29 protein-coding genes are annotated in these 25,306 nt (G+C 64.1%); 16 read left to right on the forward strand and 13 right to left on the reverse strand.

Annotation, left to right across the window (positions count from 1 at the left end; genetic code table 11):
• Positions 1–128: 128 nt before the first annotated feature.
• A complete protein-coding gene (locus tag V1286_RS12065; RefSeq protein ID WP_334479787.1) occupies positions 129–383 on the forward strand; it encodes a hypothetical protein in 255 nt (84 codons plus the stop codon).
• Between the two features lie 169 nt (positions 384–552).
• Here V1286_RS12065 and V1286_RS12070 read toward each other — a convergent pair whose 3' ends face one another.
• Positions 553–1,029: a winged helix-turn-helix transcriptional regulator gene (locus V1286_RS12070; RefSeq protein WP_334479789.1), complete on the reverse strand. Its 477-nt coding sequence runs from the start codon at positions 1,027–1,029 to the stop codon at positions 553–555.
• Between the two features lie 115 nt (positions 1,030–1,144).
• Here V1286_RS12070 and V1286_RS12075 point away from each other — a divergent pair, with 115 nt between their 5' ends.
• Positions 1,145–1,918 carry a glucose 1-dehydrogenase gene (locus V1286_RS12075; protein ID WP_334479790.1) on the forward strand — a complete coding sequence of 258 codons (774 nt, stop codon included), beginning with the start codon at positions 1,145–1,147 and terminating at the stop codon, positions 1,916–1,918.
• A 173-nt stretch (positions 1,919–2,091) separates the two neighbouring features.
• Positions 2,092–2,232, forward strand: a complete 141-nt coding sequence (locus tag V1286_RS12080) for a hypothetical protein (RefSeq protein ID WP_190241909.1) — start codon at positions 2,092–2,094, stop codon at positions 2,230–2,232.
• A 48-nt stretch (positions 2,233–2,280) separates the two neighbouring features.
• Here V1286_RS12080 and V1286_RS12085 read toward each other — a convergent pair whose 3' ends face one another.
• Complete coding sequence (locus V1286_RS12085) at positions 2,281–2,889, reverse strand: FMN-dependent NADH-azoreductase (RefSeq protein WP_334479793.1); 609 nt, start codon at positions 2,887–2,889, stop codon at positions 2,281–2,283.
• Positions 2,890–2,989: 100 nt separating this feature from the next.
• On the opposite strand from V1286_RS12085, the gene V1286_RS12090 reads away from it, so the two are divergent.
• Positions 2,990–3,391 (forward strand): winged helix-turn-helix transcriptional regulator, encoded by a 402-nt coding sequence (locus V1286_RS12090; RefSeq protein ID WP_334479794.1) that lies wholly within the window; start codon positions 2,990–2,992, stop codon positions 3,389–3,391.
• Here the strand turns inward: V1286_RS12090 and dprA are convergent, their stop codons facing one another.
• Positions 3,392–4,516 (reverse strand): DNA-processing protein DprA, encoded by a 1,125-nt coding sequence (dprA, locus tag V1286_RS12095; protein WP_334479796.1) that lies wholly within the window; start codon positions 4,514–4,516, stop codon positions 3,392–3,394.
• A gap of 119 nt (positions 4,517–4,635) precedes the next feature.
• Here dprA and V1286_RS12100 point away from each other — a divergent pair, with 119 nt between their 5' ends.
• Positions 4,636–5,883 carry an amidase gene (locus V1286_RS12100; protein WP_334479798.1) on the forward strand — a complete coding sequence of 416 codons (1,248 nt, stop codon included), beginning with the start codon at positions 4,636–4,638 and terminating at the stop codon, positions 5,881–5,883.
• Here the strand turns inward: V1286_RS12100 and plsY are convergent.
• Genes plsY through V1286_RS12115 form a run of 3 tightly spaced genes read right to left on the reverse strand, consistent with a single transcriptional unit; the run spans position 5,880 to position 8,765 of the window.
• Positions 5,880–6,470 (reverse strand): glycerol-3-phosphate 1-O-acyltransferase PlsY, encoded by a 591-nt coding sequence (gene plsY, locus V1286_RS12105; protein WP_334479800.1) that lies wholly within the window; start codon positions 6,468–6,470, stop codon positions 5,880–5,882. The genes V1286_RS12100 and plsY overlap by 4 nt on opposite strands.
• Positions 6,471–6,505: 35 nt before the next feature.
• Complete coding sequence (locus V1286_RS12110; RefSeq protein ID WP_334479802.1) at positions 6,506–7,807, reverse strand: dihydroorotase; 1,302 nt, start codon at positions 7,805–7,807, stop codon at positions 6,506–6,508.
• 4 nt (positions 7,808–7,811) lie between these two features.
• On the reverse strand, positions 7,812–8,765 hold the full coding sequence (locus V1286_RS12115; RefSeq protein WP_214493129.1) for an aspartate carbamoyltransferase catalytic subunit: 954 nt from the start codon (positions 8,763–8,765) through the stop codon (positions 7,812–7,814).
• A 352-nt stretch (positions 8,766–9,117) separates the two neighbouring features.
• On the opposite strand from V1286_RS12115, the gene V1286_RS12120 reads away from it, so the two are divergent.
• From V1286_RS12120 to V1286_RS12130, 3 genes are all read left to right on the forward strand, one after another.
• Positions 9,118–9,876, forward strand: a complete 759-nt coding sequence (locus V1286_RS12120; RefSeq protein ID WP_334479804.1) for a M15 family metallopeptidase — start codon at positions 9,118–9,120, stop codon at positions 9,874–9,876.
• 22 nt (positions 9,877–9,898) lie between these two features.
• On the forward strand, positions 9,899–11,542 hold the full coding sequence (locus V1286_RS12125) for an acyl-CoA dehydrogenase family protein (RefSeq protein WP_334479806.1): 1,644 nt from the start codon (positions 9,899–9,901) through the stop codon (positions 11,540–11,542).
• A 100-nt stretch (positions 11,543–11,642) separates the two neighbouring features.
• A complete protein-coding gene (locus tag V1286_RS12130; protein WP_334479808.1) occupies positions 11,643–12,425 on the forward strand; it encodes a CPBP family intramembrane glutamic endopeptidase in 783 nt (260 codons plus the stop codon).
• On the opposite strand, the gene V1286_RS12135 is transcribed toward V1286_RS12130, so the two are convergent.
• From V1286_RS12135 to V1286_RS12145, 3 genes are all read right to left on the reverse strand, one after another.
• The gene (locus V1286_RS12135) at positions 12,422–13,351 is read right to left on the reverse strand and encodes an AEC family transporter (RefSeq protein WP_334479810.1); all 930 of its coding nucleotides are present in this window, start codon (positions 13,349–13,351) and stop codon (positions 12,422–12,424) included. The two genes, V1286_RS12130 and V1286_RS12135, sit on opposite strands and share 4 nt — an antisense overlap.
• Before the next feature lie 2 nt (positions 13,352–13,353).
• Positions 13,354–13,836, reverse strand: coding sequence for a Holliday junction resolvase RuvX (gene ruvX, locus V1286_RS12140; protein WP_334479813.1), 483 nt, complete (start codon positions 13,834–13,836; stop codon positions 13,354–13,356).
• A gap of 90 nt (positions 13,837–13,926) precedes the next feature.
• The gene (locus tag V1286_RS12145) at positions 13,927–14,862 is read right to left on the reverse strand and encodes a cyclase family protein (RefSeq protein ID WP_334479815.1); all 936 of its coding nucleotides are present in this window, start codon (positions 14,860–14,862) and stop codon (positions 13,927–13,929) included.
• A gap of 192 nt (positions 14,863–15,054) precedes the next feature.
• Here V1286_RS12145 and V1286_RS12150 point away from each other — a divergent pair, with 192 nt between their 5' ends.
• Complete coding sequence (locus V1286_RS12150; protein ID WP_334479817.1) at positions 15,055–15,270, forward strand: hypothetical protein; 216 nt, start codon at positions 15,055–15,057, stop codon at positions 15,268–15,270.
• Here V1286_RS12150 and V1286_RS12155 read toward each other — a convergent pair.
• The gene (locus V1286_RS12155; protein WP_334479820.1) at positions 15,257–16,138 is read right to left on the reverse strand and encodes a LysR family transcriptional regulator; all 882 of its coding nucleotides are present in this window, start codon (positions 16,136–16,138) and stop codon (positions 15,257–15,259) included. The two genes, V1286_RS12150 and V1286_RS12155, sit on opposite strands and share 14 nt — an antisense overlap.
• Positions 16,139–16,242: 104 nt before the next feature.
• Here V1286_RS12155 and V1286_RS12160 point away from each other — a divergent pair, with 104 nt between their 5' ends.
• Entirely contained in the window at positions 16,243–17,217 is a 975-nt protein-coding gene (locus tag V1286_RS12160) for an NAD(P)H-dependent flavin oxidoreductase (RefSeq protein ID WP_334479822.1), read from the forward strand.
• A 38-nt stretch (positions 17,218–17,255) separates the two neighbouring features.
• Complete coding sequence (locus V1286_RS12165; protein WP_334479825.1) at positions 17,256–18,332, forward strand: NAD(P)H-dependent flavin oxidoreductase; 1,077 nt, start codon at positions 17,256–17,258, stop codon at positions 18,330–18,332.
• Between the two features lie 25 nt (positions 18,333–18,357).
• Here V1286_RS12165 and V1286_RS12170 read toward each other — a convergent pair whose 3' ends face one another.
• The 3 genes from V1286_RS12170 to V1286_RS12180 form a co-directional block, all read right to left on the reverse strand.
• Positions 18,358–19,236, reverse strand: coding sequence for an MBL fold metallo-hydrolase (locus V1286_RS12170; RefSeq protein WP_334479827.1), 879 nt, complete (start codon positions 19,234–19,236; stop codon positions 18,358–18,360).
• 42 nt (positions 19,237–19,278) lie between these two features.
• Positions 19,279–20,070: an alpha/beta fold hydrolase gene (locus tag V1286_RS12175; RefSeq protein WP_334479830.1), complete on the reverse strand. Its 792-nt coding sequence runs from the start codon at positions 20,068–20,070 to the stop codon at positions 19,279–19,281.
• A 184-nt stretch (positions 20,071–20,254) separates the two neighbouring features.
• A complete protein-coding gene (locus V1286_RS12180; protein WP_334360600.1) occupies positions 20,255–20,419 on the reverse strand; it encodes a hypothetical protein in 165 nt (54 codons plus the stop codon).
• A gap of 401 nt (positions 20,420–20,820) precedes the next feature.
• Between V1286_RS12180 and gatC the strand changes: the two genes are divergently transcribed.
• The 5 genes from gatC to gatB are packed head-to-tail and all read left to right on the forward strand — an operon-like array spanning position 20,821 to position 24,593.
• Positions 20,821–21,108, forward strand: a complete 288-nt coding sequence (gene gatC / locus V1286_RS12185) for an Asp-tRNA(Asn)/Glu-tRNA(Gln) amidotransferase subunit GatC (RefSeq protein WP_334479832.1) — start codon at positions 20,821–20,823, stop codon at positions 21,106–21,108.
• 24 nt (positions 21,109–21,132) lie between these two features.
• Entirely contained in the window at positions 21,133–21,345 is a 213-nt protein-coding gene (locus V1286_RS12190; protein WP_334479835.1) for a hypothetical protein, read from the forward strand.
• Entirely contained in the window at positions 21,342–22,817 is a 1,476-nt protein-coding gene (gene gatA / locus V1286_RS12195) for an Asp-tRNA(Asn)/Glu-tRNA(Gln) amidotransferase subunit GatA (protein ID WP_334479838.1), read from the forward strand. Before V1286_RS12190 ends, gatA begins: the two co-directional genes overlap by 4 nt.
• 1 nt (position 22,818) lies before the next feature.
• Entirely contained in the window at positions 22,819–23,112 is a 294-nt protein-coding gene (locus V1286_RS12200; RefSeq protein WP_334479841.1) for a hypothetical protein, read from the forward strand.
• Positions 23,109–24,593 carry an Asp-tRNA(Asn)/Glu-tRNA(Gln) amidotransferase subunit GatB gene (gene gatB / locus V1286_RS12205; protein WP_334479843.1) on the forward strand — a complete coding sequence of 495 codons (1,485 nt, stop codon included), beginning with the start codon at positions 23,109–23,111 and terminating at the stop codon, positions 24,591–24,593. Before V1286_RS12200 ends, gatB begins: the two co-directional genes overlap by 4 nt.
• The last annotated feature ends 713 nt before the right edge of the window (positions 24,594–25,306 follow it).

Here is a 25,306-nt window from a genome sequence, read left to right on the forward strand (position 1 = left end):
ACAAATGCCGTTAGGGAACCTTTTGGGGTCGACTTATATCTGTGGAGTTGCGAAATACGCCCTAGAGTTGCGCCATCAAAGGGGTTATTTCTGGGCAATACTTTGTGTCGCGTTAGGATGCAAATTTTTTGAGCAAGGCTGCAGGCGGCCGGAAGCGAAAAGCTTCAGGCAAGCGTCGGAAATCGCCAACCGATGAACGAAGCGATCAACGAGGCGAGGAGGGCGGCCCCGACGAGGCCGTTGCCTTTATAGCGGAGACCGTTGCCGAACTGGTCAAGCTGGCGGAGCGCCATCGGCTGGAGGTGCTCAGTCATCTGCTTGGCATGGCGCAACTCGAGGCGGAAGAGCGCCTGCGCACAAGGAGCAAACACAAGCTGTCGTGAGTGCGCACCTCGTTTACCTCGCCCCGCTTGCGGGGAGAGGTCGGATCGCCATCGGCGATCCGGGTGAGGGGGTACCGGTCTATCAATTGGCGGTGGTGCTCGCGGCGGCCCCTCACCCCAACCCTCTCCCCGTAAGAATGTTCAGAACGGGAGAGGGAGAAGAATCCGATTAGGCTATAGCCCGCCTGCCTTGCTTGCCCGCCGGCCGCGGCTTCAGCGCGGTATCGTCCATACCCAATAGCCGCCCGTCCTGCGAATGGAGTTCGAGCTTGCGAACCAGCCGGCCCTTCTCCTTGTCGACGAGGATGGTGGCGATCTCTTCCGGGCGCTCGTCGAACTCCTCGCTCCATTGCCGCAAAGCGACCAGGATCGGGAAGACGCCGCGCCCCTTCGGCGTCAGCAGATATTCCTGATACGCGCTGCCGTCGGCGGCGGGCGCGGTCTGCAGGATGCCCTGGTCGACCAGCGCGCGCAGCCGCACCGTGAGGATGTTCTTGGCGAGGCCCAGCTTCTTCTGGAATTCGCTGAAGCGGCTGACCCCGAACAGCGCTTCGCGAATGATTAGAATCGACCACCAATCTCCGATCGCATCCAGCGCGCGCGCGACTGGGCAGTCATCGTGTTCAAAGCTGGTCCGTTTCACCATGGCGGCTCCGTCGAAAACGCGCTGCGCGTAGATCACAGTCTTGTGCAGTTGCAATATTAAACCAGATGCCCTAGGTAGGCAACCTAGTTTAATAATGCAACCATTGGAGGCGGCCATGAGGCTCGCAAACAAGACGGCGTTGATCACAGGGGGCAACAGCGGCATCGGGCTTGCGACCGCAAGACTGTTCGTGGCCGAGGGGGCCAGGGTCGCCATAACAGGGCGCAACAAGGAGACGCTGGAAGCGGCTGCGAAAGAACTTGGTCCGAATGCGCTCGCCATCGTCGCCGATGCCACCGACATCGCGGCGACGGAAGCTGCAATCAAGCAGGCGGTTGCGAAATTCGGCAAGCTCGACGTCATTTTTGCCAATGCCGGCATCGCGGGCGGTACGCCGCTTGGTGCCGCTACGCTCGAAACCTTTGAGAAGGTGATCCAAACCAACGTCACTGCCGTGTTCTTCACCGTGCAGGCCGCAGTCCCGCATCTCAACGACGGCGCCTCCATCATCCTGAACGGTTCAGTGATCTCGGTGCTCGGGAATCCCGGCTATTCAGCCTATGCGGCGAGCAAGGCCGGTGTGCGCGCAATGGCGCGGGTGATGGCGTCCGAACTCTCGCCACGCAATATCCGCGTCAACGTGGTCTCGCCGGGGGCAATCCGTACTCCGATCTGGGGCGCTGCGCTGGCGACGCCCGAAGCCGAGAAGGCATTCGAGAAGCGCATCGGCGCAACCACGCCGCTCGGCCGCATCGGGGAACCCGATCATATCTCGAAGACGGTGCTGTTCCTCGCTTCGGACGATTCCGCGCATGTGCAGGGGCAGGAACTGTTCGTCGACGGCGGCGCCACGGCCTCGCCGAGCGGCGCGCCGATCTATCGGGGGTAGGGCATATCCCGGCAATATCGAAGCCGGCCGGCGGTCTCATGATCTCGGTCGCTGGCCCGCTTCGATGCCCTGCGGCGGATTGGCGCTGAGCCAGAACGCGCATTGAACCATGGGTTTGGCTGTTGGAGATTTCGAGGCAGGAGTCTCGCAACCAAAAACGGGTGGGTGCAACCGTGCCGAAAACCACTGGCATCTCCTCGACCCCGGCGGAAAATTCGGACACCGCGCAATTTGTTTCGATCGCGCTGTTTTCCGGTGTCGGTCTCCTGGTCTCCTTGATTATCGTGCTGCTGCGCATGAACGGCGTCTTCTGATTTGAGCGGCTGCCGTCGGGCGGCGACGGCAGCCGCCATTGCCTCAACTCAGGCGGCGTTCAGATCGCCTGCGGCTTTCAGCGCGCCGGCCACGGCCTTTTCGCGATGTTCGGGACCGACCTGGATGCCGTCGGCGGAAATGAATTCCGGATTCTTGATGCCGATGAAGCCGAACACCCAGCGCAAATAGGTTTCCAGGTGCTCGCCGACCGCGGCCGGCGTGCCGGGGCCATAGAAGCCGCCGCGCGAGATCGCGACGATGACGCGCTTGTTGCCGGCCAGACCTTCGACGCCTTGCGCGCCGTACTTGAACGTCTTGCCCGCGACCAGGATGCGGTCGATCCAGGCCTTGAGCTGGCTTGGAATCGTGAAGTTGTACATGGGGGCGCCTATCACGACGGTGTCTGACGCCAGAAACTCTTCCAGCACGATCTGGCCAGCGGCGATGTCAGCCTGCAGGCCGGCCTCTGGCGTCGCCCCTTGGCCGGCGGCGAGGTGGGAGCCAGATAGATGGGCCAGCGGTGTGAGCGTGAGGTCACGATAGCTGACCTCAAGGCCCGGATTGGAATTGCGCAGCCTTTCGACGATGGCGGCGGAAACCTGGCGGCTGACCGAGTGGGGCCCGAGAACGCTGGAGTCGATGTGCAGAAGTTTCATGGTTGGTGTCACCCTTTGGTATAGATTTGTAACTGGCGCTATATGAGTGACCGTGGCAAAACCCTGCAAGAACGCACATTTTTTACACCCGAGCACAGCCATGAGACCCGAGCACAAGATTGTGCCTGCCTTTCCACCCGGTCCTCACCTCGACAGTGACTGCCGCGGCGCGGCCTCCGTCCTGGCGCGCGTCGGCGACAAATGGAGCGTGTTCGTGATCATGATGCTCGGCGATGGCCCGAAGCGCTTCAACGAGATCAAGCGCATGATCGGCGGCATCTCGCAGCGGATGCTGACGCTGACGCTGCGCGGACTCGAACGGGATGGTCTCGTGACGCGAACGGTGTTTCCGACCATTCCGCCGCGGGTAGACTATGAATTGACCGATCTCGGGCGCGGCTTGTCCACGCCAGTGAAGGCGCTCGGCAAGTGGGCCATCGAGCATCAGCCGGAGATCCAGCGTGCGCGGACCAAGTTCGACGCGCGCGACAGCAAGGCTTGATCAGACTATTGACACCAGCCCGCCGCCATGGCGCTCCAGCCGGCCGGCCAGTTCGAGCTCCAGCAGCACCGTGCGCACGATGCTGGGCGAGAGGCCCGACATCCGGATCAGATCGTCGAGGCTGACCGGGCTCGGCCCGAGCAGCGTCACGATGCGTGCGCGCACGCCCGGATCGATGTCGAAATCGAGTGGCTCGTCATCGCCCTCGCGCGCCTCGAGCACGACCGGCCGCTCCATGATCGGCCCCACCGCGTTGATGACGTCACTGGCTTCCGTAACCAGGGTTGCACCCTGCTTGATCAAATCATTGGTGCCGGCGGCGCGCGGGTCGAGCGGTGAGCCGGGCACCGCGAACACTTCGCGGCCCTGTTCGGCGGCCATCCGCGCCGTGATCAGCGATCCCGAGCGATGCGCGGCTTCGATCACGACGACGCCGAGCGACGCGCCCGAGATCAGGCGGTTGCGCCGGGGAAAATCGTGGGCGCGCGGCACATGGCCGAGCGGCATTTCGGAAATCGCGCCGCCTTGATCGAGCAGGGCGGCGAGCAAGTCGCCGTGCTCCGGCGGATAGATCCGGTCGTGACCGCCGGCCAACACCGCGACTGTGCCGCTTTCGACCGTCGCGCGATGCGCGGCCTGATCGATGCCGCGCGCCAGGCCTGAGATGACGACGAAGCCGGCCTCGCCAAGCTCGCGCGCCAACTGGCCGGCGAATTTCAGCCCGGCCCCGGAAGCGTTGCGCGAGCCGACGATCGCGATTATCGGCCGGATCAGGACGTCGGGCGCGGCGCGCACACGCACGCCGAGCAAAGGAGGCGCATCCTCAAGCGTCGCCAGCCGCGGGGGATAGGCGGCTTCGCCGGGCGCGACCAGCGTGACGCCGATCCTTTTCGCCGCGGCGATCTCGGCCCGCGCTTGCTCCTCGCTGCAGATGCGCCCTGAACGCGCGGCACCGCCGCGGCGCGCCAGATCGGGCAACCGCTCCAGAGCCGCGCGCGCGTTACCGAAATGATTGAGGAGCGAATAAAAGGTTCGCGGCCCGACATTGTCGCTGCGGATCAGCCGCAGCCGGTCGATCCGGTCGGTCTCGGTGAGATGGGGCGTGAGTTGTGTCCGGTCATGCATGCGGGTAGCAGCATTGCCCAACCTGAGATTGTGATCAACCTGTTTGATTGTGATGGGTGTTACGCTTGCTCCATGCCAAGGCCCTCCGTAACCTGCGTCCTCATCACAGGAATGCCTTCATGATCTCACTCGCCGAACTTCAGCGCCGCATCGATGCCGGCGAACTTTCACCCGACGACGCCATCGCGCAGTCGCTCGCAGCAACCAGTGCGCATGAAAAGTCCATCGGCGCCTTCGTTTGCCGGGACGAAAATCCGCGCGCGCAAAGCGCCGGGCCGCTGCGCGGCATTGCGGTCGGCATCAAGGACATCATGGATACGGCGGATTTCCCGACCGAGATGGGCTCGCCGATCTACCGGGGATATCGGTCGCGCGGCGATGCGGCTGTGGTAATGATGCTGAAGCAGGCGGGCGCAACCATCGTGGGCAAGACCACGACCACGGCATTCGCCTCCGTGGATCCGACACCGACGCTCAACCCGCACAACCACGGCCACACGCCCGGTGGATCGTCATCGGGTTCGGCGGCGGCGGTGGCGGCCGGCATGATCCCGCTCGCGCTGGGAACACAGACCGGCGGCTCGGTGATCCGGCCGGCCTCATTCTGCGGCGTCGCCGCGATCAAGCCGTCGTACCGCCTGCTGCCGACGGTCGGCGTGAAGTGCTATTCGTGGACGCTCGATACGGTCGGCCTGTTCGCTGCCGGCGTCGACGACGTGGCGCGCGGGCTTGCCGCTATGACCGGCCGGCCTGAATTGTTGCTGCCATCAAGCATTCCGACGCCGCGCATCGGCATCGTGACGCAGGATTTCGCCGGTGCGCCGGAGGTGTCGGGCGGGGAGGCGCTGCAGATTGCGGCGCGCGCGGCGGAACGCGCCGGCGCTACTGTGCATGGGGTTGATTTGCACGAAATCGTTGCGGAGGCGTGGCAGGCCCATTCGGTGATCCAGGAATTCGAGGCGCATCAGGCGCTCGCCTGGGAGTACCGCGAAAACTACGACGCGATGGCGCCGCTGTTGCGCGCACGGCTCGACGAAAGCAAGGGGACGGCACCGGCCGCCTATGACGAGGCCATGGGTGTTGCGAGCCGCGCCAGACACGCACTGGCGAAAGTGTTCGAAGAGGTCGATGTGCTGCTGACCTTGTCGGCGCCCGGCGCTGCGCCACAGGGTTTGGATTCGACCGGTGACGCCCGTTACAACCGGCTATGGACGCTGATGGGCGTGCCCTGCGTCAATGTTCCCGCGCTCATCGCGGACGGTGGCTTGCCGGTCGGCGTGCAGGTGATTGCACGATACGGCGCCGATGCCGAAGCGCTGGCGGCGGCGCGGTTTGTGGAGGTGGCTCTGCGGCGGAAGTGGCGCTAATTCGCCCCGATCCGTCCCTCAGTCCCGGCCTGCAACCGCCTGATGTTCTCGCTGTGCTTCCAGAACAGGAGCAGCGTCAGCACGACGAACAGTGACGCCAGCGCCGGGTGGCCGAACCACCACAGGAACAGCGGCGTGACGAAGGCTGCGACCAGCGCCGAGAGCGAGGAGTACCGAGTGGTGACGGCGGTGGCGAGCCAGATCAGGCAGAACATCAGGGCTGCCGGCCAGAACAGGCCGATCAGCACGCCGATATAGGTGGCAACGCCCTTGCCGCCGTTGAATTTGAGCCAGACCGGGAAAAGGTGGCCGAGGAAGGCGCCGAGCGCGGCCAGCATCGCCGCATTGGCGCCGCCGTAATAGCCGGCGATGATGACCGCGATCGTGCCCTTGAGCATGTCGCCGATCAGGGTGGCCGCGGCGAGGCCCTTGCGGCCGGTGCGCAGCACGTTGGTGGCGCCGATATTGCCGCTTCCGATCGAGCGCAGATCCTGCGTACCGGCAAGCTTGGTCAGCACCATGCCGAACGGGATTGAGCCGAAGAGATAGCCGAGCAGGAAGGCGACGATGAGGAATGCGTCAGACATGGCGGTAGCTCCCACCGCGGCCCGTTTCGCACGAATCAGACATGTTCATAGACCGTCCGCCCGCCCACGATAGTACGCACGACGCGCCCCGAGAAGCGGGCTTCATCGAACGGCGTGTTCTTGCACTGCGATTTGAGGTCGGCGGGATCGAGCACCCATGGCGTATCGGGATCGATCACGACGACGTCGGCCGGGGAACCCGCGCGCAGCGAGCCGCCGGGCAGGCCGAGCAGTTCCGCAGGCCGGGTCGACATCGCCCGGATCAGCGTCTTGAAATCCATCTCGCCATTGTGAATCAGCCGCAGCGCCGCCGGCAGCATGGTCTGCAACCCGACCGCGCCGGCAGCGGCCTCGGCAAACGGCAGCCGCTTGACCTCGACGTCTTGCGGGTTGTGGTCGGACATCACGACGTCGACCAGGCCGGAGGCGAGGGCGGCGACCAGCGCGAGGCGGTCCTCCTCGGTGCGCAGCGGCGGCGACAGTTTCAGGAAGGTCCGATAGGGACCGATATCGTTTTCGTTCAGCGTGACATGGTTGATCGACACGGAGGCGCTGACGTAGAGGCCGGCGTCGCGCGCGCGCTTGAGGATTTCCAGCGACTCCAGCGAGGACAGCGAGGCGGCGTGATAGCGCCCGCCGGTCAGCGCCACGAGGCGCATGTCGCGCTCGAGCATCACGGCTTCGGCCGCATTGGGAATGCCGGCCAGGCCGAGCCTCGCTGCGAACTCTCCCTCGTTCATCACGCCTTCGCCGACCAGATCAGGATCCTCGGTGTGGTGCACGATCAGCGCGTCGAAATCACGGGCATAGGTGAGTGCCCGGCGCATCACCTGCGCGTTAGTGACGCTCTTGTCGCCATCGGTGAAGGCCACCGCGCCGGCGGCCTTCAACAGCCCGATCTCCGTCATCTCCTGGCCGCCCAGGCCTTTTGTCAGCGCGGCCATCGGGTGGATGTTGACGATCGCGGTGTCACGGGCACGGCGCAGCACGAAGTCCACCGTCGCCGAATTGTCGATGACGGGCGAAGTATCCGGCTGGCAGATGATGGTGGTGATGCCGCCGGCGGCAGCCGCCTGGCTGGCGGAGGCAAAGGTTTCGCGGTGGCTGGCGCCGGGCTCGCCGACAAAGGCGCGCATGTCGATCAGCCCGGGGGCGACGATCTTGCCGGCGCAATTGATAATGTCGGTGCCTTCGGGCACGCCGGCCGCGCCGATGCCGCGCTTGGAGTCGCGGATCGTACCGTCGGCAATCAGGACGTCGCCGGGCCCGTCGAAATCCCGGGAGGGATCGACGACGCGGGCATTGGCGAGCAGAATGGGGCGTCGATCAGTCAGCATGGTCTCACGCGTTCGGCAGGTTGCGGGCGAGCGCTTCGAGCACCGCCATCCGCACCGCCACTCCCATTTCCACCTGTTCGCGGATCAGCGATTGCGCGCCGTCCGCCACGATCGAGTCGATCTCCACACCGCGATTCATCGGCCCCGGATGCATCACCAGCGCATCCGGTTTGGCGTAAGCCAGTTTCTTCTGGTCGAGACCGAAATAATGGAAATACTCCTGGCTCGACGGCACGAAGGAGCCGTTCATGCGCTCGCGCTGCAGCCGCAGCATCATCACGATATCGGCACCATTGAGGCCCTCGCGCATGTCGCGCGCGACCTCGACGCCCATCCGCTCGATGCCGCGCGGCAACAGCGTGGAGGGGGCGACGACGCGGACGCGAGCGCCCATGGTGTTGAGCAAGAGGATATTGGAGCGCGCCACGCGGGAATGCATCACGTCGCCGCAGATCGCGATCACGAGCCCTTCCAGCCGGCCTTTATTCCGGCGGATGGTCAGCGCGTCCAAGAGCGCCTGGGTCGGATGCTCGTGGGCGCCGTCGCCGGCATTGATCACGGAACCGTCAACCTTGCGCGCCAGAAGTTCCACCGCGCCGGAGGCGTGGTGCCGCACTACCAGGATATCCGGGTGCATGGCGTTGAGCGTCACCGCGGTGTCCATCAGCGTCTCGCCCTTGCGGATCGAGGATGAGGATACCGACATGTTCATGACGTCGGCGCCGAGCCGTTTCCCCGCCAGTTCGAACGAGGATTGGGTGCGGGTCGAGGCCTCGAAAAACAGGTTCACCTGGGTGCGACCGCGCAAGGAAGTGCGCTTTTTGTCCACCTGGCGGTTGAGCTCGACATATTCCTCGGAAAGGTCGAGCAGGCCGGTAATATCGGCAGCGGAAAGTCCCTCGATTCCCAGCAGATGCCGGTGACCGAGGACGAAGGTCGATTTCGATGCAGGGGTCATTAAAGCCTTGCTATAGGCAGAGATGCCATGCAGGGCAAGCGTCAAATCCGGCGTCCGGACTTATCCACTAGCGCTTCGGCGGCAGGGTAGACGGCCGGACGGTAGGCCCTGACGAGCGATTCAGCTAGGATGGCGCACGGTGCATCGGGCTGGGCAAAACGTGCGGCATTTCATTCAATGCATCCGGATCGCTTCGCGGATGCTGGCGGGTACCATCGCCTGCCTCGCAGGGATAGCAGCCACGCCGGCCATGGCCGAGAAGCGCGTTGGCCGGCAACAGATACATGGATACCGCGATCACGAAGCTGGTGGTCAGTTCGGAGCGGGTGCAGTGATCCGCACGAGTAAGGAAGTGAGAGCGCGCATAGTGCTCACGGCCATATTGGCGGCAAGCTGTCTCACGGGCACCGCTGCGCAGGCGCAGAAGTTGCCGTCCGGTTTCGTCTATCTGCGCGACGTCGATCCGACCATCATCCAGGATCTGCGTTACGCCGGCTCCAACAACTTCGTCGGCCGTCCGCTCAGGGGCTATGAGGCGCCCGAATGCGTGGTGAAGCGCGAGGTTGGCGCGCTGCTGAAGAGCGTTCAGGACGAGCTCGCGCTGCAGAACCTGTCGCTGAAGATGTTCGATTGCTACCGGCCGACGCGCGCGGTTGCCGACATGGTGGCCTGGTCGCGCGATGGCAAGGAGACGGTGGCCGGAAAACGCTACAACCCGTCGTTCAGCAAGGACGACCTGTTTCGGCTCGGCTACATCGCCGAACGCTCCGGTCATTCCACCGGCGCCGCGCTCGATCTCACGCTGGTCGATTTGAAAGCCGACAATTCGGCCACCTTCAATTCCACCAAGGACTATGGCGACTGCACCGCCAACGTGAACCTTCGCGCGCCGGACGGCAGCGTCGACATGGGCACGGGCTACGACTGTTCCGACGTCAAGTCGCACACGGCGGCGAAATCCATCACCGCAGCCCAGCGCCGCTGGCGGGAGAAGCTGGTTCAGGTGATGGCGCGGCGAGGATTTGTAAACTATTCGAAGGAGTGGTGGCACTTTTCGCTGCCCGGGGCGGGCAGGCAGGCCTATGATTTCCCGATCACCCAGCGGAAGTAATTCACGGGTTCCAGGACCAGCCATGAGCCAGGCAGCATTCGCGACCCACGAGGTCTTCAACCAGTCGCCGCCGTTCGAAGATATCGATCTCTATGCGGTCGACCGGCCGCTGGTCGAGGCGGTCGCCGCCAATGGCGGGGCTTCGGCCGAGGGCGAACTGTCGGAGTTCGGCAAGCATTGGGGCTCGGCGGCGATGGCGGAACGCGGCCGCGTCGCCAACGAGAACACGCCGAAACTGCGGACGTCCGATGCGCGCGGCAACCGGCGCGACGAGGTCGAGTTTCACCCGGCCTATCACGAGCTGATGGCGCGTAGTGCACATGCGGGCGTGCACAATTCGACGTGGACGGCCGACGGCAAGCCCGCCGGCGGGGCGTCGGAGGTGATACGCGCGGCGAAATTTTATATCGCCTCGCAGGTCGAGACCGGGCATCTCTGCCCGGTCACCATGACGCGGGCCTCCGTCGCCGCGCTGGCGGAACAGCCCGATCTGCTGGCCAGGGTGATGCCGGTGCTGGGCGCGCGATCCTACGATCCGGCGTTTGCGCCGTGGTGGACCAAGCGCGGCATGACGCTTGGCATGGGCATGACCGAGAAGCAGGGCGGCACTGACGTGCGCTCCAACATGACGCGCGCGGAGCGCGATGGCGGCGCCTACCGTATCACCGGGCATAAATGGTTCATGTCGGCGCCGATGTGCGACGCCTTCTTGGTGCTGGCGCAGGCCGAGGAGGGATTGAGCTGCTTCCTGATGCCGCGCTTTGCGCCGGATGGGTCGATCAACGCGATCCGGTTCCAGCGCCTGAAGGACAAGCTCGGCAACCGCTCCAACGCGTCGTCCGAAGTCGAGTTTCACGGCGCCTATGCCGAGCGCATCGGCGCCGAGGGCAAGGGCATCCGCACCATCATCCAGATGGTGCAGTTGACGCGGCAGGATTGCGCGATTGCGTCCGCCGGCCTGATGCGATCGGGCCTCGCACATGCGCTGCATCACGCGCGGCATCGCAGCGTGTTCCAAAAACATCTCGCCGATCAGCCGCTGATGCAGGCGGTGCTGTCGGACATGGCGCTGCATGTCGAGGCCACGGTCGCGCTGGTGATGCGGCTCTGCCGGTCGTTCGATCGCGCGCCCGTTGACGCCAAGGAGGCCGCCTATATGCGGCTGCTGACGCCCGCCATCAAATACTGGGTTTGCAAGAGCGCGCCGGGCTTTCTCTATGAGGCGATGGAGTGCCTCGGCGGCAATGGTTACGTCGAGGAGGGCATTCTGGCGCGGCATTACCGGGAGGCGCCGGTCAATGCGATCTGGGAAGGCTCCGGCAATGTGATGTGCCTCGACGTCCTCCGTGCGCTGTCGCGTGAGCCGGAAGTGGCGTCCAGCATCGTGCATGAACTGACCGGCGAGACGCTTGGATTACCTGGCGCGGGTGAGGTCATCACCTTTATCGGCAAGGCGTTCCGGCGGCCGGACAGCGAGCGTGTGGCGCGGCTGGCGGTCGAAAGGCTGGCGCTGCTGGCGGCTTCTGCCGCGCTCAATGCCGTGTCGTCGCGGCATGCACATTTGTTCGCAGCCACGCGCCTTGCCGGGAATCACGCCGGCATGTACGGCGCGGTGGACCTGGCCCATGGCGACATAAGCGGCCTGCTGAAGCGCGCGCTGCCGTGAATACGTATCATCCGTCATGGCCCCGGCCGTCCACGTCCTTTGTTTCCGCGCGGAAGCGAGACGTGGATGCCCGCCATGACGACACCTGGAAAGTTGATTGATGGACTCCCTCACTTCCGCCAGCCCGATCGAAGTTCCGCCCGCGATCCCCGATCAGCGGCCGCCACGCGTCTGGAAATTCTGGGGTACGACGCTGTGGGGCCTGTTCATCTTCGCCGCGATGTTCCTCGGCCAGGTCGCTGTCATCGTCTACTTCGTGCTGCGGCAGGGCGGGTCGTTCGATGTCGCCGAAGCGATCCGTGTCGTCGGCAGCGGCCTGACCATCTCGCTCTCGGTCATCCTGGGATTGCCCGCCGTGCTATTGGCGACATGGATCGCGATCCGTCCGACGCGCATATCTTTTACCGATTATCTGGCGCTGCGCTGGACCTCATGGCGCAATTTCTTCATCGGCGTCGCGGCCCTGGCCATCCTTGTCGGCGTCTGGGACCTGCTGTCGCGGGCGCTCAGACGCGAGGTGACGCCGGGCTTCATGGGCGAGGTGCTGAAATCCGCGCAGGCCGACGGCGCGCTGTGGCTTCTGGTGATCGCGTTCTGCGTCGCCGCGCCGATGTGGGAAGAGATATTCTCGCGCGGGTTTCTCTACCGCGGCTGGTCGGAATCAAAGCTCGGCGTCGCCGGCGCCATCTTCCTGTCGTCGCTGGCCTGGACCTCGCTGCATCTGCAGTACGACTGGTTCTTCTTCGGCGAGGTGTTTTCGATCGGCGTGCTGCTGGGCTATCTCCGCTACCGCATGAACTCCACCTGGCTGACGATCGTCCTGCACGGCATCAATAATCTGGCCGCGACGATCCAGACGTTCTGGCTGGCGGGATCGGGCTAGCACATCGCAGCGAGCGCAATCGCGATCGGCATCGTCACCGCCGCCAGAATCGTCTGCAGGGTGATGATCTGCGCCAATAGCGGTGCGTCGCCGCCCATTTGCCGGGCCAGCACGTAGGCGCTTGACGCCGTAGGCACCGCCGAACAGACTGTCACGACCGCGAGGTTGGAATCGGCAAGTCCGAATTGCAACGCCAACGCGACCGCGATCACCGGCATCAGCACCAGCTTGAGGAACACCGCGACGCCGGCGGCAAGGCTCGGCCTGAACAGGCCTTCGAGATGCAGGCCGGCGCCGGTTACCAGCAGCCCGATGGCGAGCGAGGAGCGGCCGAGCGCATCCGCCACCTCGTGCCAGAGTTTGGGCAGCGGAATATGCATGACGTTGAGCGCCAGCCCGATCGCGCAGGCCCAGATCAGCGGATTGCTCAATACCGTCACGACAATCGAACCGGCCGAGCGCTTTTCCGGCGAGGCGTAATGGGCAAGCACCGCGACACTGAGCACGTTGACCAGCGGGATGATGGCGACCATCGCGACGGACGCCAGCGCCAGCCCGAGGTCGCCGAACAGACTGCCGGAGACGGCGAGCGCCACATAGGTCTGCCAGCGCGTCGCGCCCTGGAAGATCGAGGTAAAGGCGGGACCATCGACTGCGGCGCGGGCGAGCAGGGGACGCAGCGCAAGACACAGCAGTGACATCGCGAGCGCCGACAGTAGCAGCGCGCCTCCGACGCCGGCCAGCGGCACCCTGGTGAGGTCGGCCTTCACCAGCGTCTGGATCAGCAGGACCGGAAGCAGCACGTAGTAGGTCAGCCGTTCCAGCCCATGCCACTGCGCCTCAGGCCGTATCAAGGTCCGCTTCAGGAAGAAGCCGAGCACGATGAGAAAAAACACCGGCAGTAGCGCCGCGCTGATGACCGCCATGCTTAAGCGTCCCTGCGCAGCTTTGTCAGCCGGTCCAGCGCACCCTGCAGGATGAAGATCGCGGCATGCTCGTCGATCACCTCGGCGCGGCGGGCGCGGGAAACGTCCATGCCGATCAATTCACGCTCAACGGCAGCCGTCGAGAGCCGCTCGTCCCACAGCGCGATGGCAAGACCGGTGAGGCCAGAAAAATTACGGGCAAAGGCCCGGGTCGATTGCGCACGCGGCCCCTCGCTGCCGTCCATGTTGATGGGCAGGCCGAGCACAAAGCCGACCGCGTTGCGTTCGCCCGATATCGCCAGGAGCCGCGCCGCATCGGCCTTGAAGGCCTTGCGCTTGATGGTCTCGACGCCGGTCGCCAGCCGCCGGTCGGGGTCGGACACGGCGACGCCGATGGTCTTGGTGCCGAGATCGAGGCCGATCAGGGCACCGCGCTCGGGCCAATGCGTGACAGCTTCGATCAGGGGAAGGATGGGGGCGGGCATGACCCCGCATAACACCGGCCCGTCATGCGCGCAAAGCCGATCACGGCGTGGCGTCCATGCGAGAACGCCACGCCGCCTGCAGATGTGGTGTTACCGGATCGCGACCGGGTTGATCATGCTCTGCACGCCGCCTTTGAACCGCGGCTGGCCGAGCACGAACAGGAACTCATAGGCCTTGTCCTTGGCCAGTTCGGCCGTGTCCATGTTTTCGAGGATGTAGGTCCCGTTCATCGGCAACAGGATCTGGTGCACCTCGAAGATGTTCTTGGTCTCGAACGGGACCGCTTCGAGACCCCACGTATCTGCACCGATGGCAACCACGCCCTTGCCGGCGAGGTACTTGGCTCCTTCGACGCCGAGCCCGGGTTCGCCGGCGCCAAAGCGCTTGTCGTCCTTGCCGATCAGGCTCAGCCAGCCGGTGTGGAAGATCACGACGTCGCCCTGGCGGATTTCGACGCCCTGCTTCTTCGCAACTTCCTCGATCTCCTTGGTGTTAAAGGCGGTGCCTTCCTTGACCACGTCGGTACCGTAATGAGCCGCCATGTCGAGCAGCACGCCGCGCGTCACCATCGGCGGGATCTTTTCGACACCGAGCTTTTTCAATCCGGTGGGATCGGCGAAATCGAGCAGCTTGTTGCCGTTGTAATAAACGTGCTCGACGCCGATATGGCCGAGGCCGTCGAGCTGGCTGCCGACGCCGACCCAGCCCTCGATGATGTCGTCATTATAGGTGGTCTTACTCGGTCCCAAGCCGGGAATGCCGGCCTGACCGGGCTGCACCACCGTAATCTTGAAGGATCGAGGAGGGTAGGCCGGAGTCTTGGTGTCGTCGGGAATGCCGAGCGCGTAGGTCTTGCCGGTCTTGACCAAACCCGCCGCCTTCACGACGAGCTCAGGCTTCATGTAATTGGCGGCGCCGATCTCGTCGTTCGGTCCCCATTTCGAATTGGTCCAATCCTGAGCGCTTGCCGTTCCGACCGTACCGAACAAGGCAACAGAACAGCTCAATACGAATGCAAGGCGCATCGCAGTCCCTCCCAGATGTTGACGTTATGGTTTTTGGCAACTAGCGCCTCATACTAACGTCGCAGCGCGCAGCGCTTCAGTTGGCTTGAAAACAATCGCCGTAGCGCGGAAGCGTGCAGCGCAAAGCGGCTTGTTGCGAAAATATGGCGAAGTCGTTTCGCAGGGCGGAACGAAAAGTGGAGTGAGAAGACGATGGATGCGCTTAGCCTGTTCGGCCTGTTCGCAGTGACCGCGATGCTGGTGGCTTACGCGCTGGAAGATCGCAGCCACTGGTACATCCTCGCCTTCGCCGGAGCTTGCGGGCTCGGCTCAGTTTACGGATTTCTGCAGGGCGCCTGGCCGTTCGGGCTGGTCGAGGCGATCTGGGCCGGCGTCGCGGCGCGGCGCTGGAGTATCAGGCGGCAATAACCTCGCCATTGCCGCTCAGGCAGGAAGCAAAGCCCTGCAGGGCGCTGTATTGATGGGCAGCGCGGCGGGTGATGAAGAGCGTCTCGACCTTGGACTGCGCAGGATTCAGCGTGTGGATGCTGACGGTGTCGTTCCGCCCGACCACGGCGCGCGGCAGCATCGTCACGCCCATGTCGGCGGCGACGCAGCCGATCATGCCATCGAGCGTACCGAGTTCGAACCGCGCGGAAGACGGCCAGCCGAATTCCGAAAAAATCTGCTCGAGCCGCTGGCGGTACGTGCAGCCGGTGCGGAACACCAGCGCGGTCGGCCCCGATTCCGGCGTGCCCGCGCGCAGGGCGGCGAGGCTCGCCCATCGCCGCGCTGTGACCAGCACCAGTTCTTCGCGGAAGGCAACCGTCGCATCGAGTTCGGCATGATCGATCGGGCCTGCGACGAACGCGCCGTCGAATGTACCATTGAGCACACCGGCCACCAATTCGGCCGTCGTCGAGGTCCGCAGACTCAGCCGCACCGCCGGGAAACGGCGATGGAATTCGGCGAGCAGCGAGGGCAGGCGCACCGCCGCCGTCGTCTCCATCGACCCGATCGCGAGCGGTCCCTTCGGCTCGCCATCGTCGCGCGCGGCCAAGAGAGCCTCACGTGACAGCGCGGCCATCCGCTGCGCATAGGGTAGCAGCCGGCGGCCGGCGCCGGTCAACGTCATGCCGCGGCTGTGCCGCTCGAACAGCGCGGTGCCGATCTCGGCTTCGAGCGCCTTCACGCGTTGGGTGACGTTGGACTGCACGGTGTTGAGTTCTTCGGCGGCGCGGGTGATGCCGCCCAGGCGTGCGACGGTCGAAAAGGTCAGGAGATCGCTCAGCTCCATGGGACGTTCCGTTTCATTTTAGAGATGTCTGAATTCTCTAGTATTCATTTTTAGAGAATGATAGTTCGGTCTAATCTGGCTGTCCACGACCTCGGGGAAGGGACATGCCGATATCGACACCGTTGACCGCTCGTTTGGGCATCCGGCATCCGATCCTGTCGGCGCCGATGGACGTCATCGCGGGCGCGCGTCTCACCAAGGCGGTCAGCACCGCAGGCGGGTTTGGTATTCTCGGTGGCGGCTATGGTGACCGGGCATGGCTCGAGCAGGAGACGGCCAGGCTCGCCGATGTCTCTGATCCTTTCGGCATCGGCTTCATCACCTGGAGCCTTGCAACGCAGCCGGCGCTGCTCGACATCGCGCTTGAAGCCGGTCCGCGCGCGATCATGCTTTCGTTCGGCGACCCAAGGCCCTTCGCGCCGCGCATCAAGTCGTCGGGCGCACTGCTGATCTGTCAGGTGCAGGACGAGACGATGGCGCGGCAGGCCCTCGATGCAGGTGCCGACATTCTGATCGCGCAGGGAACGGAGGCCGGCGGCCATGGCGCGTCGCGGACGACGATCGACATTGTGCCGGCGATCGTCGATCTTGCAGCCGGCCGGGTACCGGTCGCGGCGGCCGGCGGCATCGGCGATGGTCGCGGGCTCGCGGCGATGATGATGCTGGGTGCGTCCGGTGTGCTACTGGGCACGCGCTTTTATGCCAGTCAGGAATGCGACGGCGCGGAGGAAGCGAAACGGCGCATCTGCGCTGCGACCAGCGGCAACAGCGTCCGCGGCATCATCTTCGATCTCTCGCGCAACAATGTCTGGCCGGCGCCGTTCACCGGCCGCTGCCTGATCAACGATCACGCGCGGCGCTGGATGGGGCACGAGGTCGAGCTCATGCAAAACGTCAAAGCGGTCGCCGCCGAATATGCGGCTGCGAGGGCCGCGGGTAATTTCGATATTGCCGCCGTCATCGCGGGCGAAGCGGTCGGGCTGATCCATGATATCCCGCCGGCAGCCGAAATCGTTGACAGGATCGTCACCGAGGCCGACCAGATAGTGAACGGGCGACGGAACTCCTTCGCCGCCTGATCCTTACGTCTCTTCCATTCATTCAAGCGAGCAGAACCATGTGGCCAGATCGCCGGATCATCGACCTCTTCAAGACCGAATTTCCGATCGTGCTGGCGCCGATGGCCGGCGTCATGGATGCGGAGCTGGTGATCGCGGCGGCGCAGGGCGGGGCGCTCGGCTCGCTGCCATGCGCGATGCTTTCAGCCGAGAAGACGCGCGAGCAGGTCAACATCATCCGCCAGCGGGTCACGGCACCCATCAACATGAACTTCATGTGCCACACGCCCGTTGATGCCGATCCCGCGCGCGAGGCGGGATGGAAGACCCGGCTTGGGTCCTACTACAAGGAATTGGGTATCGATCCTGCCGCGCCCTTCAGCGCCGCCAACCGCGCGCCGTTCGATGAGGCGATGTGCGCCGTGGTGGAAGAGCTGAAGCCGGAAGTGGTCAGTTTCCATTTCGGCTTGCCGGATGCGGCGCTGGTCAAGCGGGTCAAGGCGGCCGGCTGCATCGTGATGTCGTCGGCAACCATCGTGAAGGAGGCGATCTGGCTGGAGGAGAACGGCGCCGACGTCATCATCGCGCAAGGCGCGGAGGCGGGCGGCCATCGCGGCATGTTCCTGACCGACAATATCGCCCAGCAGCCCGGCACGTTTGCGCTGGTGCCGCAGGTGGTCGATGCGGTGAGGGTGCCGGTGATCGCGGCCGGCGGTATCGCCGACGGGCGCGGCATCGCGGCGGCGTTTGCGCTCGGCGCATCCGGCGTGCAGATTGGCAGCGCCTATCTGCGCTGCCCGGAATCCAGGGTGATCGCGCCGGCCCGCGTCGCACTGGCCCAGGCGCATGATGATTCCACCGTCATCACCAATGTCATGACAGGACGCCCCGCGCGCGGCGTCGCCAATCGCGTCATGCGCGAGGTCGGCCCGATCTCGCCGGATGCGCCGGCGTTCCCGCACGCCGCGACGGCGCTTGGGCCGCTCAAGGCGGCGGCCGAAAAGGTGGGCAAGGTCGACTTCACCAATCTCTGGGCCGGGCAGGCGGTGCGGATGGGCCGCGAGATGCCGGCGGCGGAACTGACGCGTGCGCTCGCGGGTGCGGCGCTGGCGCGGCTGGGCGCACTGGGCGGATAGTGCGGCGTTCGCCGTCCGCGTGCTGCTATAGCGCGTGGACCCAGGCTTCGGGATAGAGCGCGTAGGCGTCCCCCCGCCGTGCCAGTCGCGAGAACGCCGGGAAATGCAGGTGCATCCCGGCAATGAGAATGCCGTCGGCGGAGACGCGGTCGAACATGCGTTTGCGCGCGGCTGCGGCTGCGGCGAGATCGGTGTCGAAGGCCATGCCGGCTTCGGGAAACGCGGTCTGCACCTCCGGAACGTGCACGGTGTCGCCCCAGATCATCAACTGATCGTTGCCCGATGCGACGAGATACGCAGTGTGGCCCGGCGTATGCCCGAGGCTGGGCACGGCGGTCACGCCGGGAAACAGCTCACCGTCCCGGAACAATCGCGTCCGGTTCTTGTAGGGCGCGACCTGTTCGCGGCCGGATAGAAAATAGAGTTTTGCCGATCGCTCGTCGGCTTTCGCCATCGCGCCATCGTCGAACCAGTGCGCCAGTTCGTTCTCGTGCATCACAAGTTCCGCGTTCGGAAACAGCAGCTGCCCATTCGACATGTCGGTCAGGCCGGCGGAATGATCCGGGTGCATGTGGGTCAACAAGACCGTATCGATCGACTTCGGATCGATGCCGGCCGAAGCGAGGTTGCGCTGCACGAAGCCGGCCGTGGGCTGCAAATAGTTGCCCGATCCGGTGTCGATGATCGCGATGCGTCCCTTTGAATGGATCAGGAAGGTGTTGACGCTGGTTCGCCGTGCCGGCCGGAACGAATCCGTCAGTATCTGACGCGCCTTCTCGACATCGACATTGCGCATCACCTCAAGGGTGCCGTCGAGATAACCGTCGCTGATGGTGGTGACGACGATATCGCCGATCCTGCGATGATAGACGCCTGGAATCTGCGCTACTGGTTGCGAATTCATATGGGGAAGACCTTCGGGCTGTTGAGGGATCGTCAGGTTCTGTCAGGCGTCAACGGATCGCAGGAACTCGTCGATGCAATCGGAGAGCAGATCGGGCGCCTGCACCGCCATGTAGTGCCCGGTGCGGATTTCGACGTAGCGGGCGCCGGGAATGGCTTTGGCCACGCTTTCCGCCAACGGCGGCGGGCGCACGCGATCGAGGCTGCCGCCGATCACGAGGACCGGACAAGCAAGCCTGGCGAGTTCGTCCTGCATGTCGGCCGCCGCCAGCATGCGCCAGATCGTTGCGTAACTTGAGGGATCGTTGCCGAGCCATCGCGTCCGAAAACGCTCGAACCGGGCGATGTCACCGCGAAGCTCCGGGGCATAGCCGTTCAACATGGAATCCTCGATCGCCGACGCCACGCCGGCGGCTTCGATCCGTGCGAGGCGCTCCAATGCCGCCGCGCGGCGCTCCGCAGCGATGCCGGTGGCCGGGCTGCCGACCGCAACGGCGCTGGTACGTTCCTTGTATCGGGTTGCGAAGTGCAATGCGATCGCACCCCCGACGGCCACCCCCGCCAGCGCAACCTTGCCGGCGATCCCAAAATGATCGAGCAGGGCTGCGATGTCGTCGGCCATCGTATCGAGGGTAAGCTCGCCGCGCACCTTCTGCGACAATCCAGCGCCGCGGGTGTCATAGCGCAGCACGCGGCGCGATTTCGCGAACCTTGGCGCAACGTCGTCCCAGCTTTCGAGCGAGCCGCCCATTTCGTGAACCAGCACCAGCGTGTGGTCGCCGCTGCCACTCAGCTCGCAGCGTAGCCCGACGCCATTGGCTTCAATGAAATCCATCCTGCGCCCCCCGCGTTCTCTGATCTTCTTGTTTGTCACGGAGAGCGAGTGGCCGGTCAGCCTCGAAATCCGAGGTCCACGATACCGGAGACAATAGGAATTTCAAATTTGTTGAGGTCCGCGAGCTGAGGCATGTTGGTTTATTGGCGCCTGTGGGCGACGCGGGGCCTTGGCTTGCGGCTTCCTAGTGTGCCGGTTCGTCGCGGTGGACCTCAAGATGCTCAGCCGCCAGCGACCGGTAATGCGCCGCCATCTCCTTGTAATGCTGCTTTGAGATCGGATCGGTCGCGCTTTCCGCGCGGCGCTCGAACATTTCCGCCTTCTCCTGCAGGATTTTAGCTTGGGACATGGCTCTCCCTCCCGTTGGTCAGGTTAAGCAGGCGAGGTAGATGATCGCGACGCCGAGCACGGTCCCGATGGACCAGAGGGCAGGATCCCAGCTTTCCGATCCGGCGCTGTCATTTTCGATGGTGGACATGACACGGCCTCCGATGTCTGGCCGCGACTACATCCCCCGACTGTTTCAGGACGACTACGTAAGGCGGCAAAAATGGTTTCGTCAGGGCTGGTTTGCGCAGGAAATGGACGCTTGGCGCTCAAAATCCCGTGCGTCGGGGCGAGGTCGACTTCTGACCTCCAAAGGCGGGTATTCGGCGTCCGAAGGCCCGCTCCGCCTGTTCCCGTGGTTGCGGCGCAAAAGCGGCCTCTGCTATACGGCGGGTGCGAATTCTCCATTCGAGGCCTATATTTATGTCCGTTGATGCCGCCACCGTCCGCCGCATCGCGCAGCTCGCGCGAATTGCGGTCACCGAGGCTGAGGTTCCCCATCTGCAGGGCGAGCTGAACGCCATGCTGGCTTTCGTGGAGCAGCTTTCGGAGGTGAACGTCGACGGCGTCGAACCGATGACCTCGGTGACCCCGATGGAAATGAAGAAGCGTGCCGACGTGATCAATGACGGCGAGATCCCCGACGACATCGTTGGGAATGCGCCGGAGACGCAAAACCATTTCTTTCTGGTGCCGAAGGTCGTCGAATAACTTACCTAAAGATCGGAAGTCCCGATGTGTCTGCTCTGCGACGATGAAAAGGCCTATCAGGCCTATATGAACTACCTCGACGCGATGGAGCGGCAGGGAAAGGCCGCCGATCTCGACAAGGCGATGGACGCCGTGCTCGATCAGCTCGAGGCCAATGAAAGGACTCGGCCCAAACCGACCGATCCCGCCAACGACAAGACGCTTTCTCCATTCTTCTGCAGCCCGATCAATAAATGACCGACCTGACATCGATGACGATCGCGGAGGCCAAGGCCGGCCTCGCGAACAAGTCTTTCACCTCGCTCGAACTGACGGATGCGCATCTCGCCGCAATCGAAGCCGCGCGTTCGCTCAATGCCTTCATCCTGGAGACGCCGGATCAGGCCCGCGCCATGGCGCGCGCGATTGACGCGAAGATCGCCAAGGGCGAGGGCGGGCCGTTGGCCGGCATTCCGCTCGGCATCAAGGACCTGTTCGCAACGAAAGATGTGCGCACCACCGCGTGCTCGAAGATTCTCGGCAATTTCGTGCCGCCTTACGAATCGACCGTGACCTCGCAGCTCTGGCGCGATGGCGCCGTGATGCTCGGCAAGCTCAACAACGACGAATTTGCAATGGGCTCGTCGAACGAGACGTCGTGCTTCGGCCCGGTGGTCAATCCGTGGCGGCGCGAAGGTTCCAACACCACGCTGGTGCCGGGCGGCTCATCCGGCGGATCGGCGTCCGCCGTGGCGGCGCTGCTCTGCATGGGCGCGACCGCGACCGACACCGGCGGTTCGATCCGTCAGCCCGCCGCGTTCACCGCGACCGTGGGCGTCAAGCCGACCTATGGCCGCTGCTCGCGCTGGGGCATCGTGGCATTCGCGTCCTCGCTCGACCAGGCAGGTCCGATCGCGCGCACCACCCGCGATGCCGCGATCCTGATGCGCTCGATGGCCGGACACGATCCCAAGGACACCACCTCGGTCGATCGCGCGGTACCGGACTACGAGGCCGCGATCGGAAAATCCGTCAAGGGCATGAAGATCGGCATTCCCAAGGAGTACCGCCTCGACGGCATGCCGGCGGAAATCGAAAAGCTCTGGAGCGAAGGCGCGGCGTGGCTGAAGGCAGCCGGCGCCGAACTGGTCGATGTGTCCCTGCCGCACACCAAATACGCGCTGCCGGCCTATTACATCGTGGCGCCGGCGGAAGCCTCGTCCAACCTCGCGCGCTACGATGGCGTGCGTTACGGCCTGCGCGTGCCCGGCCGCTCGATCGGCGAACTCTATGAGAACACCCGCGCCGAGGGTTTTGGCGACGAAGTCCGCCGCCGCGTCATGATCGGCACCTATGTGTTGTCGGCCGGCTATTACGATGCCTATTATTTGCGCGCGCAAAAAGTCCGCACCCTGATCAAGAAGGATTTTGAGGAGTGCTTTGCCAAGGGCGTCAGCGCGATCCTGACCCCGGCGACGCCGTCGGCGGCCTTCGGCGTCGGCGAGAAGGGCGGCGCCGATCCGGTCGAGATGTATCTCAACGACATCTTCACGGTGACGGTGAACATGGCGGGACTGCCGGGCATTGCCGTGCCGGCCGGCAAGGACGCGCAGGGGCTGCCGCTCGGGCTGCAACTGATCGGTCGTCCGTTCGACGAAGAGTCACTGTTCTCGCTCGGCGAAGTCGTGGAGCAGGCGGCCGGCCGCTTCACGCCGCCGCGCTGGTGGTGACATGGCAGATTTCCGCGCCAGCCTGACGGACGCTGGGCCAGCGCCGGGCCTGGAGCCACCGCTGGCTGCACTATGGTGGGCCGCCAAGGGCGACTGGGATCGTGCGCACAAGATCGTGCAGGACGAGAGTGACGCGAATTCAGCCTGGGTGCACGCGTATCTGCACCGGGTGGAAGGTGATCTCGGCAATGCCGGCTACTGGTACCGCCAGGCAGGCCAGCCGGCGGCGCAGGATTCTCTGGAAGCCGAATGGGAGCGGATCGTGTCCGCGCTGCTCGGGAGTGGAAAAGCATGAACGTGTCAGTCAAACCGGGAAAACTGATCAAGGGCCAGACCGGCGACTGGGAAGTCGTGATCGGGATGGAAATCCACGCCCAGGTCACCTCGAAGTCAAAGCTGTTCTCGGGCGCCTCGACCGAATTCGGCGGCGAGCCGAACAGCCATGTCTCGCTGGTCGATGCGGCGATGCCGGGCATGCTGCCTGTCATCAACGAGGAATGCGTCAGGCAGGCTGTCAGGACGGGCCTCGGATTGAATGCGCAGATCAACCTGCGCTCGGTGTTCGACCGCAAGAACTATTTCTATGCCGACTCGCCGCAGGGTTACCAGATCAGCCAGTACAAATCGCCGATCGTCGGCGAGGGCGAGGTCGTGGTCGAACTGGACGGCGGCAGGACCGCGACGATCGGCATCGAGCGGCTGCATCTGGAGCAGGATGCCGGCAAATTGCTGCACGATCAGTCGCCGACCATGTCCTATGTCGACCTCAACCGCTGCGGCGTGGCGCTAATGGAGATCGTGTCGAAACCCGACATCCGCGATGCCGAACAGGCCAAGGCCTATGTAACAAAATTGCGTTCGATCCTGCGCTATCTCGGCACCTGCGACGGCGACATGGAGAAGGGCTCGTTGCGCGCCGACGTGAACGTTTCCGTGCGCAAGCCGGGCGGGCCGCTCGGCACCCGGTGCGAAATCAAGAACATGAACTCGATCAACTTCATCGGCCAGGCGATCGAGTACGAGGCGCGGCGCCAGATCGAGATCATCGAGGATGGCGGCACGATCGACCAGGAAACGCGGCTGTTCGACCCCAACAAGGGCGAGACGCGCTCGATGCGCTCCAAGGAAGAAGCGCATGACTATCGCTATTTCCCGGACCCGGACCTGCTGCCGCTCGAGTTCACGCAGAGCTATGTCGACGCGCTGAAAGCGGAGCTGCCGGAACTGCCGGATCAGAAGAAGGCGCGCTTCATCGATAGCCTCGGCCTGTCGCCTTACGATGCCAGCGTGCTGGTGGCCGAACGCGAGAGCGCGGTGTTCTACGAAACCGTGCTGGCCGGTCTTGGAGACAAGGCGCGCGACGGCAAACTCGCGGCCAACTGGGTGATCAACGAGCTGTTCGGGCGCCTCAACAAGGAAGGCCGCGACATCACGGGCTCGCCGGTGTCGGCTGCGCAGCTGGCGGCGATCGTCGACCTGATCGGCGAGGGCACCATCTCCGGCAAGATCGCCAAAGACCTGTTCGAGATCGTCTGGACGGAAGGCGGCGACCCGCGCGAGCTGGTCGAAGCGCGCGGCATGAAGCAGGTCACGGACCTGGGCGCGATCGAAAAGGTCGTCGACGACATCATCGCCGCCAATCCGGATAAGGTCGCGCAGGCGAAAGCCAAGCCACAACTCGCCGGCTGGTTCGTCGGCCAGGTGATGAAGCAGTCCGGCGGCAAGGCCAATCCGCAGGCGGTGAATGATCTGCTGAAGGCGAAGCTCGGCATCTGAAGCGTCCCGTAACGGGACGACTCTTGTCGTCGATGAGCCACGAGAGATGCGCGCGAGCGCGCTTCGATCGTTCATCGCGATCCGAAATTTACCATGACGCACGGAAACGCGGACGCGAATCGGTCGCAGCGATTCGTCCGGAGAACCGGTTTTGGCGAGCGCCGATGAGGCGCCAACGCTGTGACCATGAAAATTTTTTTATTGCCAAAATTCGCGACTCAGAGTCCGTGCACGCGGCTTTTTGACGGCAGTAATGAGTCGCGCCTGCATTGAGCGCACGTTGATCGTCGTTTGCGCGAATTCAAGAAATGCCTGCGGCACAGGCGCTTCCTTCACTATTGACAAGCGTCGATGTCGGTCGTTGCGGCACTTTTTGCATCGACATGCGCGCTTGTCGTTGTGCCGTCGAATGAAGTGCTTCGCGCGCTCTCACATTGCTGCGTCAACACTTCCTTAAGCGGGACGCTGTTTTTTTGAATGTGTTGGTGTATTCGGGATGTAGTGCATCTCGATTCCCGAGTGCACGCAGCGATTAAGCCATCTCACTTACATTAGGAGGGCAACATGGCCAAGAAAGCTAAGAAGGCAAAGAAGGCGAAGAGCGCAGTGAAGAAGACTGCGAAGAAGACCCGCAAGGTCGCCAAGAAGAAGAAGTAACTTCGCTTCTCCAAGATTGCCGGCGACTTGATGCCGGCACGTCATTAGAGCCCCGG

This window comes from Bradyrhizobium algeriense (genome assembly GCF_036924595.1).
Lineage (GTDB): Bacteria > Pseudomonadota > Alphaproteobacteria > Rhizobiales > Xanthobacteraceae > Bradyrhizobium > Bradyrhizobium algeriense.

Coding starts and splice junctions, on each gene's coding strand:
- V1286_RS12090 (WP_334479794.1), top strand. CDS start 2,990: ATGAGACCCGAGCACAAGATTGTGCCTGCCTTTCCACCCGGTCCTCAC.
- V1286_RS12100 (WP_334479798.1), top strand. CDS start 4,636: ATGATCTCACTCGCCGAACTTCAGCGCCGCATCGATGCCGGCGAACTT.
- V1286_RS12170 (WP_334479827.1), bottom strand. CDS start 19,236: ATGAATTCGCAACCAGTAGCGCAGATTCCAGGCGTCTATCATCGCAGG.
- V1286_RS12165 (WP_334479825.1), top strand. CDS start 17,256: ATGTGGCCAGATCGCCGGATCATCGACCTCTTCAAGACCGAATTTCCG.
- V1286_RS12130 (WP_334479808.1), top strand. CDS start 11,643: ATGGACTCCCTCACTTCCGCCAGCCCGATCGAAGTTCCGCCCGCGATC.
- V1286_RS12175 (WP_334479830.1), bottom strand. CDS start 20,070: ATGGATTTCATTGAAGCCAATGGCGTCGGGCTACGCTGCGAGCTGAGT.
- V1286_RS12115 (WP_214493129.1), bottom strand. CDS start 8,765: ATGACCCCTGCATCGAAATCGACCTTCGTCCTCGGTCACCGGCATCTG.
- V1286_RS12180 (WP_334360600.1), bottom strand. CDS start 20,419: ATGTCCCAAGCTAAAATCCTGCAGGAGAAGGCGGAAATGTTCGAGCGC.
- V1286_RS12145 (WP_334479815.1), bottom strand. CDS start 14,862: ATGCGCCTTGCATTCGTATTGAGCTGTTCTGTTGCCTTGTTCGGTACG.
- V1286_RS12125 (WP_334479806.1), top strand. CDS start 9,899: ATGAGCCAGGCAGCATTCGCGACCCACGAGGTCTTCAACCAGTCGCCG.
- V1286_RS12085 (WP_334479793.1), bottom strand. CDS start 2,889: ATGAAACTTCTGCACATCGACTCCAGCGTTCTCGGGCCCCACTCGGTC.
- V1286_RS12160 (WP_334479822.1), top strand. CDS start 16,243: ATGCCGATATCGACACCGTTGACCGCTCGTTTGGGCATCCGGCATCCG.
- plsY (WP_334479800.1), bottom strand. CDS start 6,470: ATGTCTGACGCATTCCTCATCGTCGCCTTCCTGCTCGGCTATCTCTTC.
- V1286_RS12110 (WP_334479802.1), bottom strand. CDS start 7,807: ATGCTGACTGATCGACGCCCCATTCTGCTCGCCAATGCCCGCGTCGTC.
- V1286_RS12150 (WP_334479817.1), top strand. CDS start 15,055: ATGGATGCGCTTAGCCTGTTCGGCCTGTTCGCAGTGACCGCGATGCTG.
- V1286_RS12135 (WP_334479810.1), bottom strand. CDS start 13,351: ATGGCGGTCATCAGCGCGGCGCTACTGCCGGTGTTTTTTCTCATCGTG.
- V1286_RS12070 (WP_334479789.1), bottom strand. CDS start 1,029: ATGGTGAAACGGACCAGCTTTGAACACGATGACTGCCCAGTCGCGCGC.
- ruvX (WP_334479813.1), bottom strand. CDS start 13,836: ATGCCCGCCCCCATCCTTCCCCTGATCGAAGCTGTCACGCATTGGCCC.
- gatC (WP_334479832.1), top strand. CDS start 20,821: ATGTCCGTTGATGCCGCCACCGTCCGCCGCATCGCGCAGCTCGCGCGA.
- V1286_RS12190 (WP_334479835.1), top strand. CDS start 21,133: ATGTGTCTGCTCTGCGACGATGAAAAGGCCTATCAGGCCTATATGAAC.
- V1286_RS12075 (WP_334479790.1), top strand. CDS start 1,145: ATGAGGCTCGCAAACAAGACGGCGTTGATCACAGGGGGCAACAGCGGC.
- gatB (WP_334479843.1), top strand. CDS start 23,109: ATGAACGTGTCAGTCAAACCGGGAAAACTGATCAAGGGCCAGACCGGC.
- V1286_RS12200 (WP_334479841.1), top strand. CDS start 22,819: ATGGCAGATTTCCGCGCCAGCCTGACGGACGCTGGGCCAGCGCCGGGC.
- dprA (WP_334479796.1), bottom strand. CDS start 4,516: ATGCATGACCGGACACAACTCACGCCCCATCTCACCGAGACCGACCGG.
- gatA (WP_334479838.1), top strand. CDS start 21,342: ATGACCGACCTGACATCGATGACGATCGCGGAGGCCAAGGCCGGCCTC.
- V1286_RS12155 (WP_334479820.1), bottom strand. CDS start 16,138: ATGGAGCTGAGCGATCTCCTGACCTTTTCGACCGTCGCACGCCTGGGC.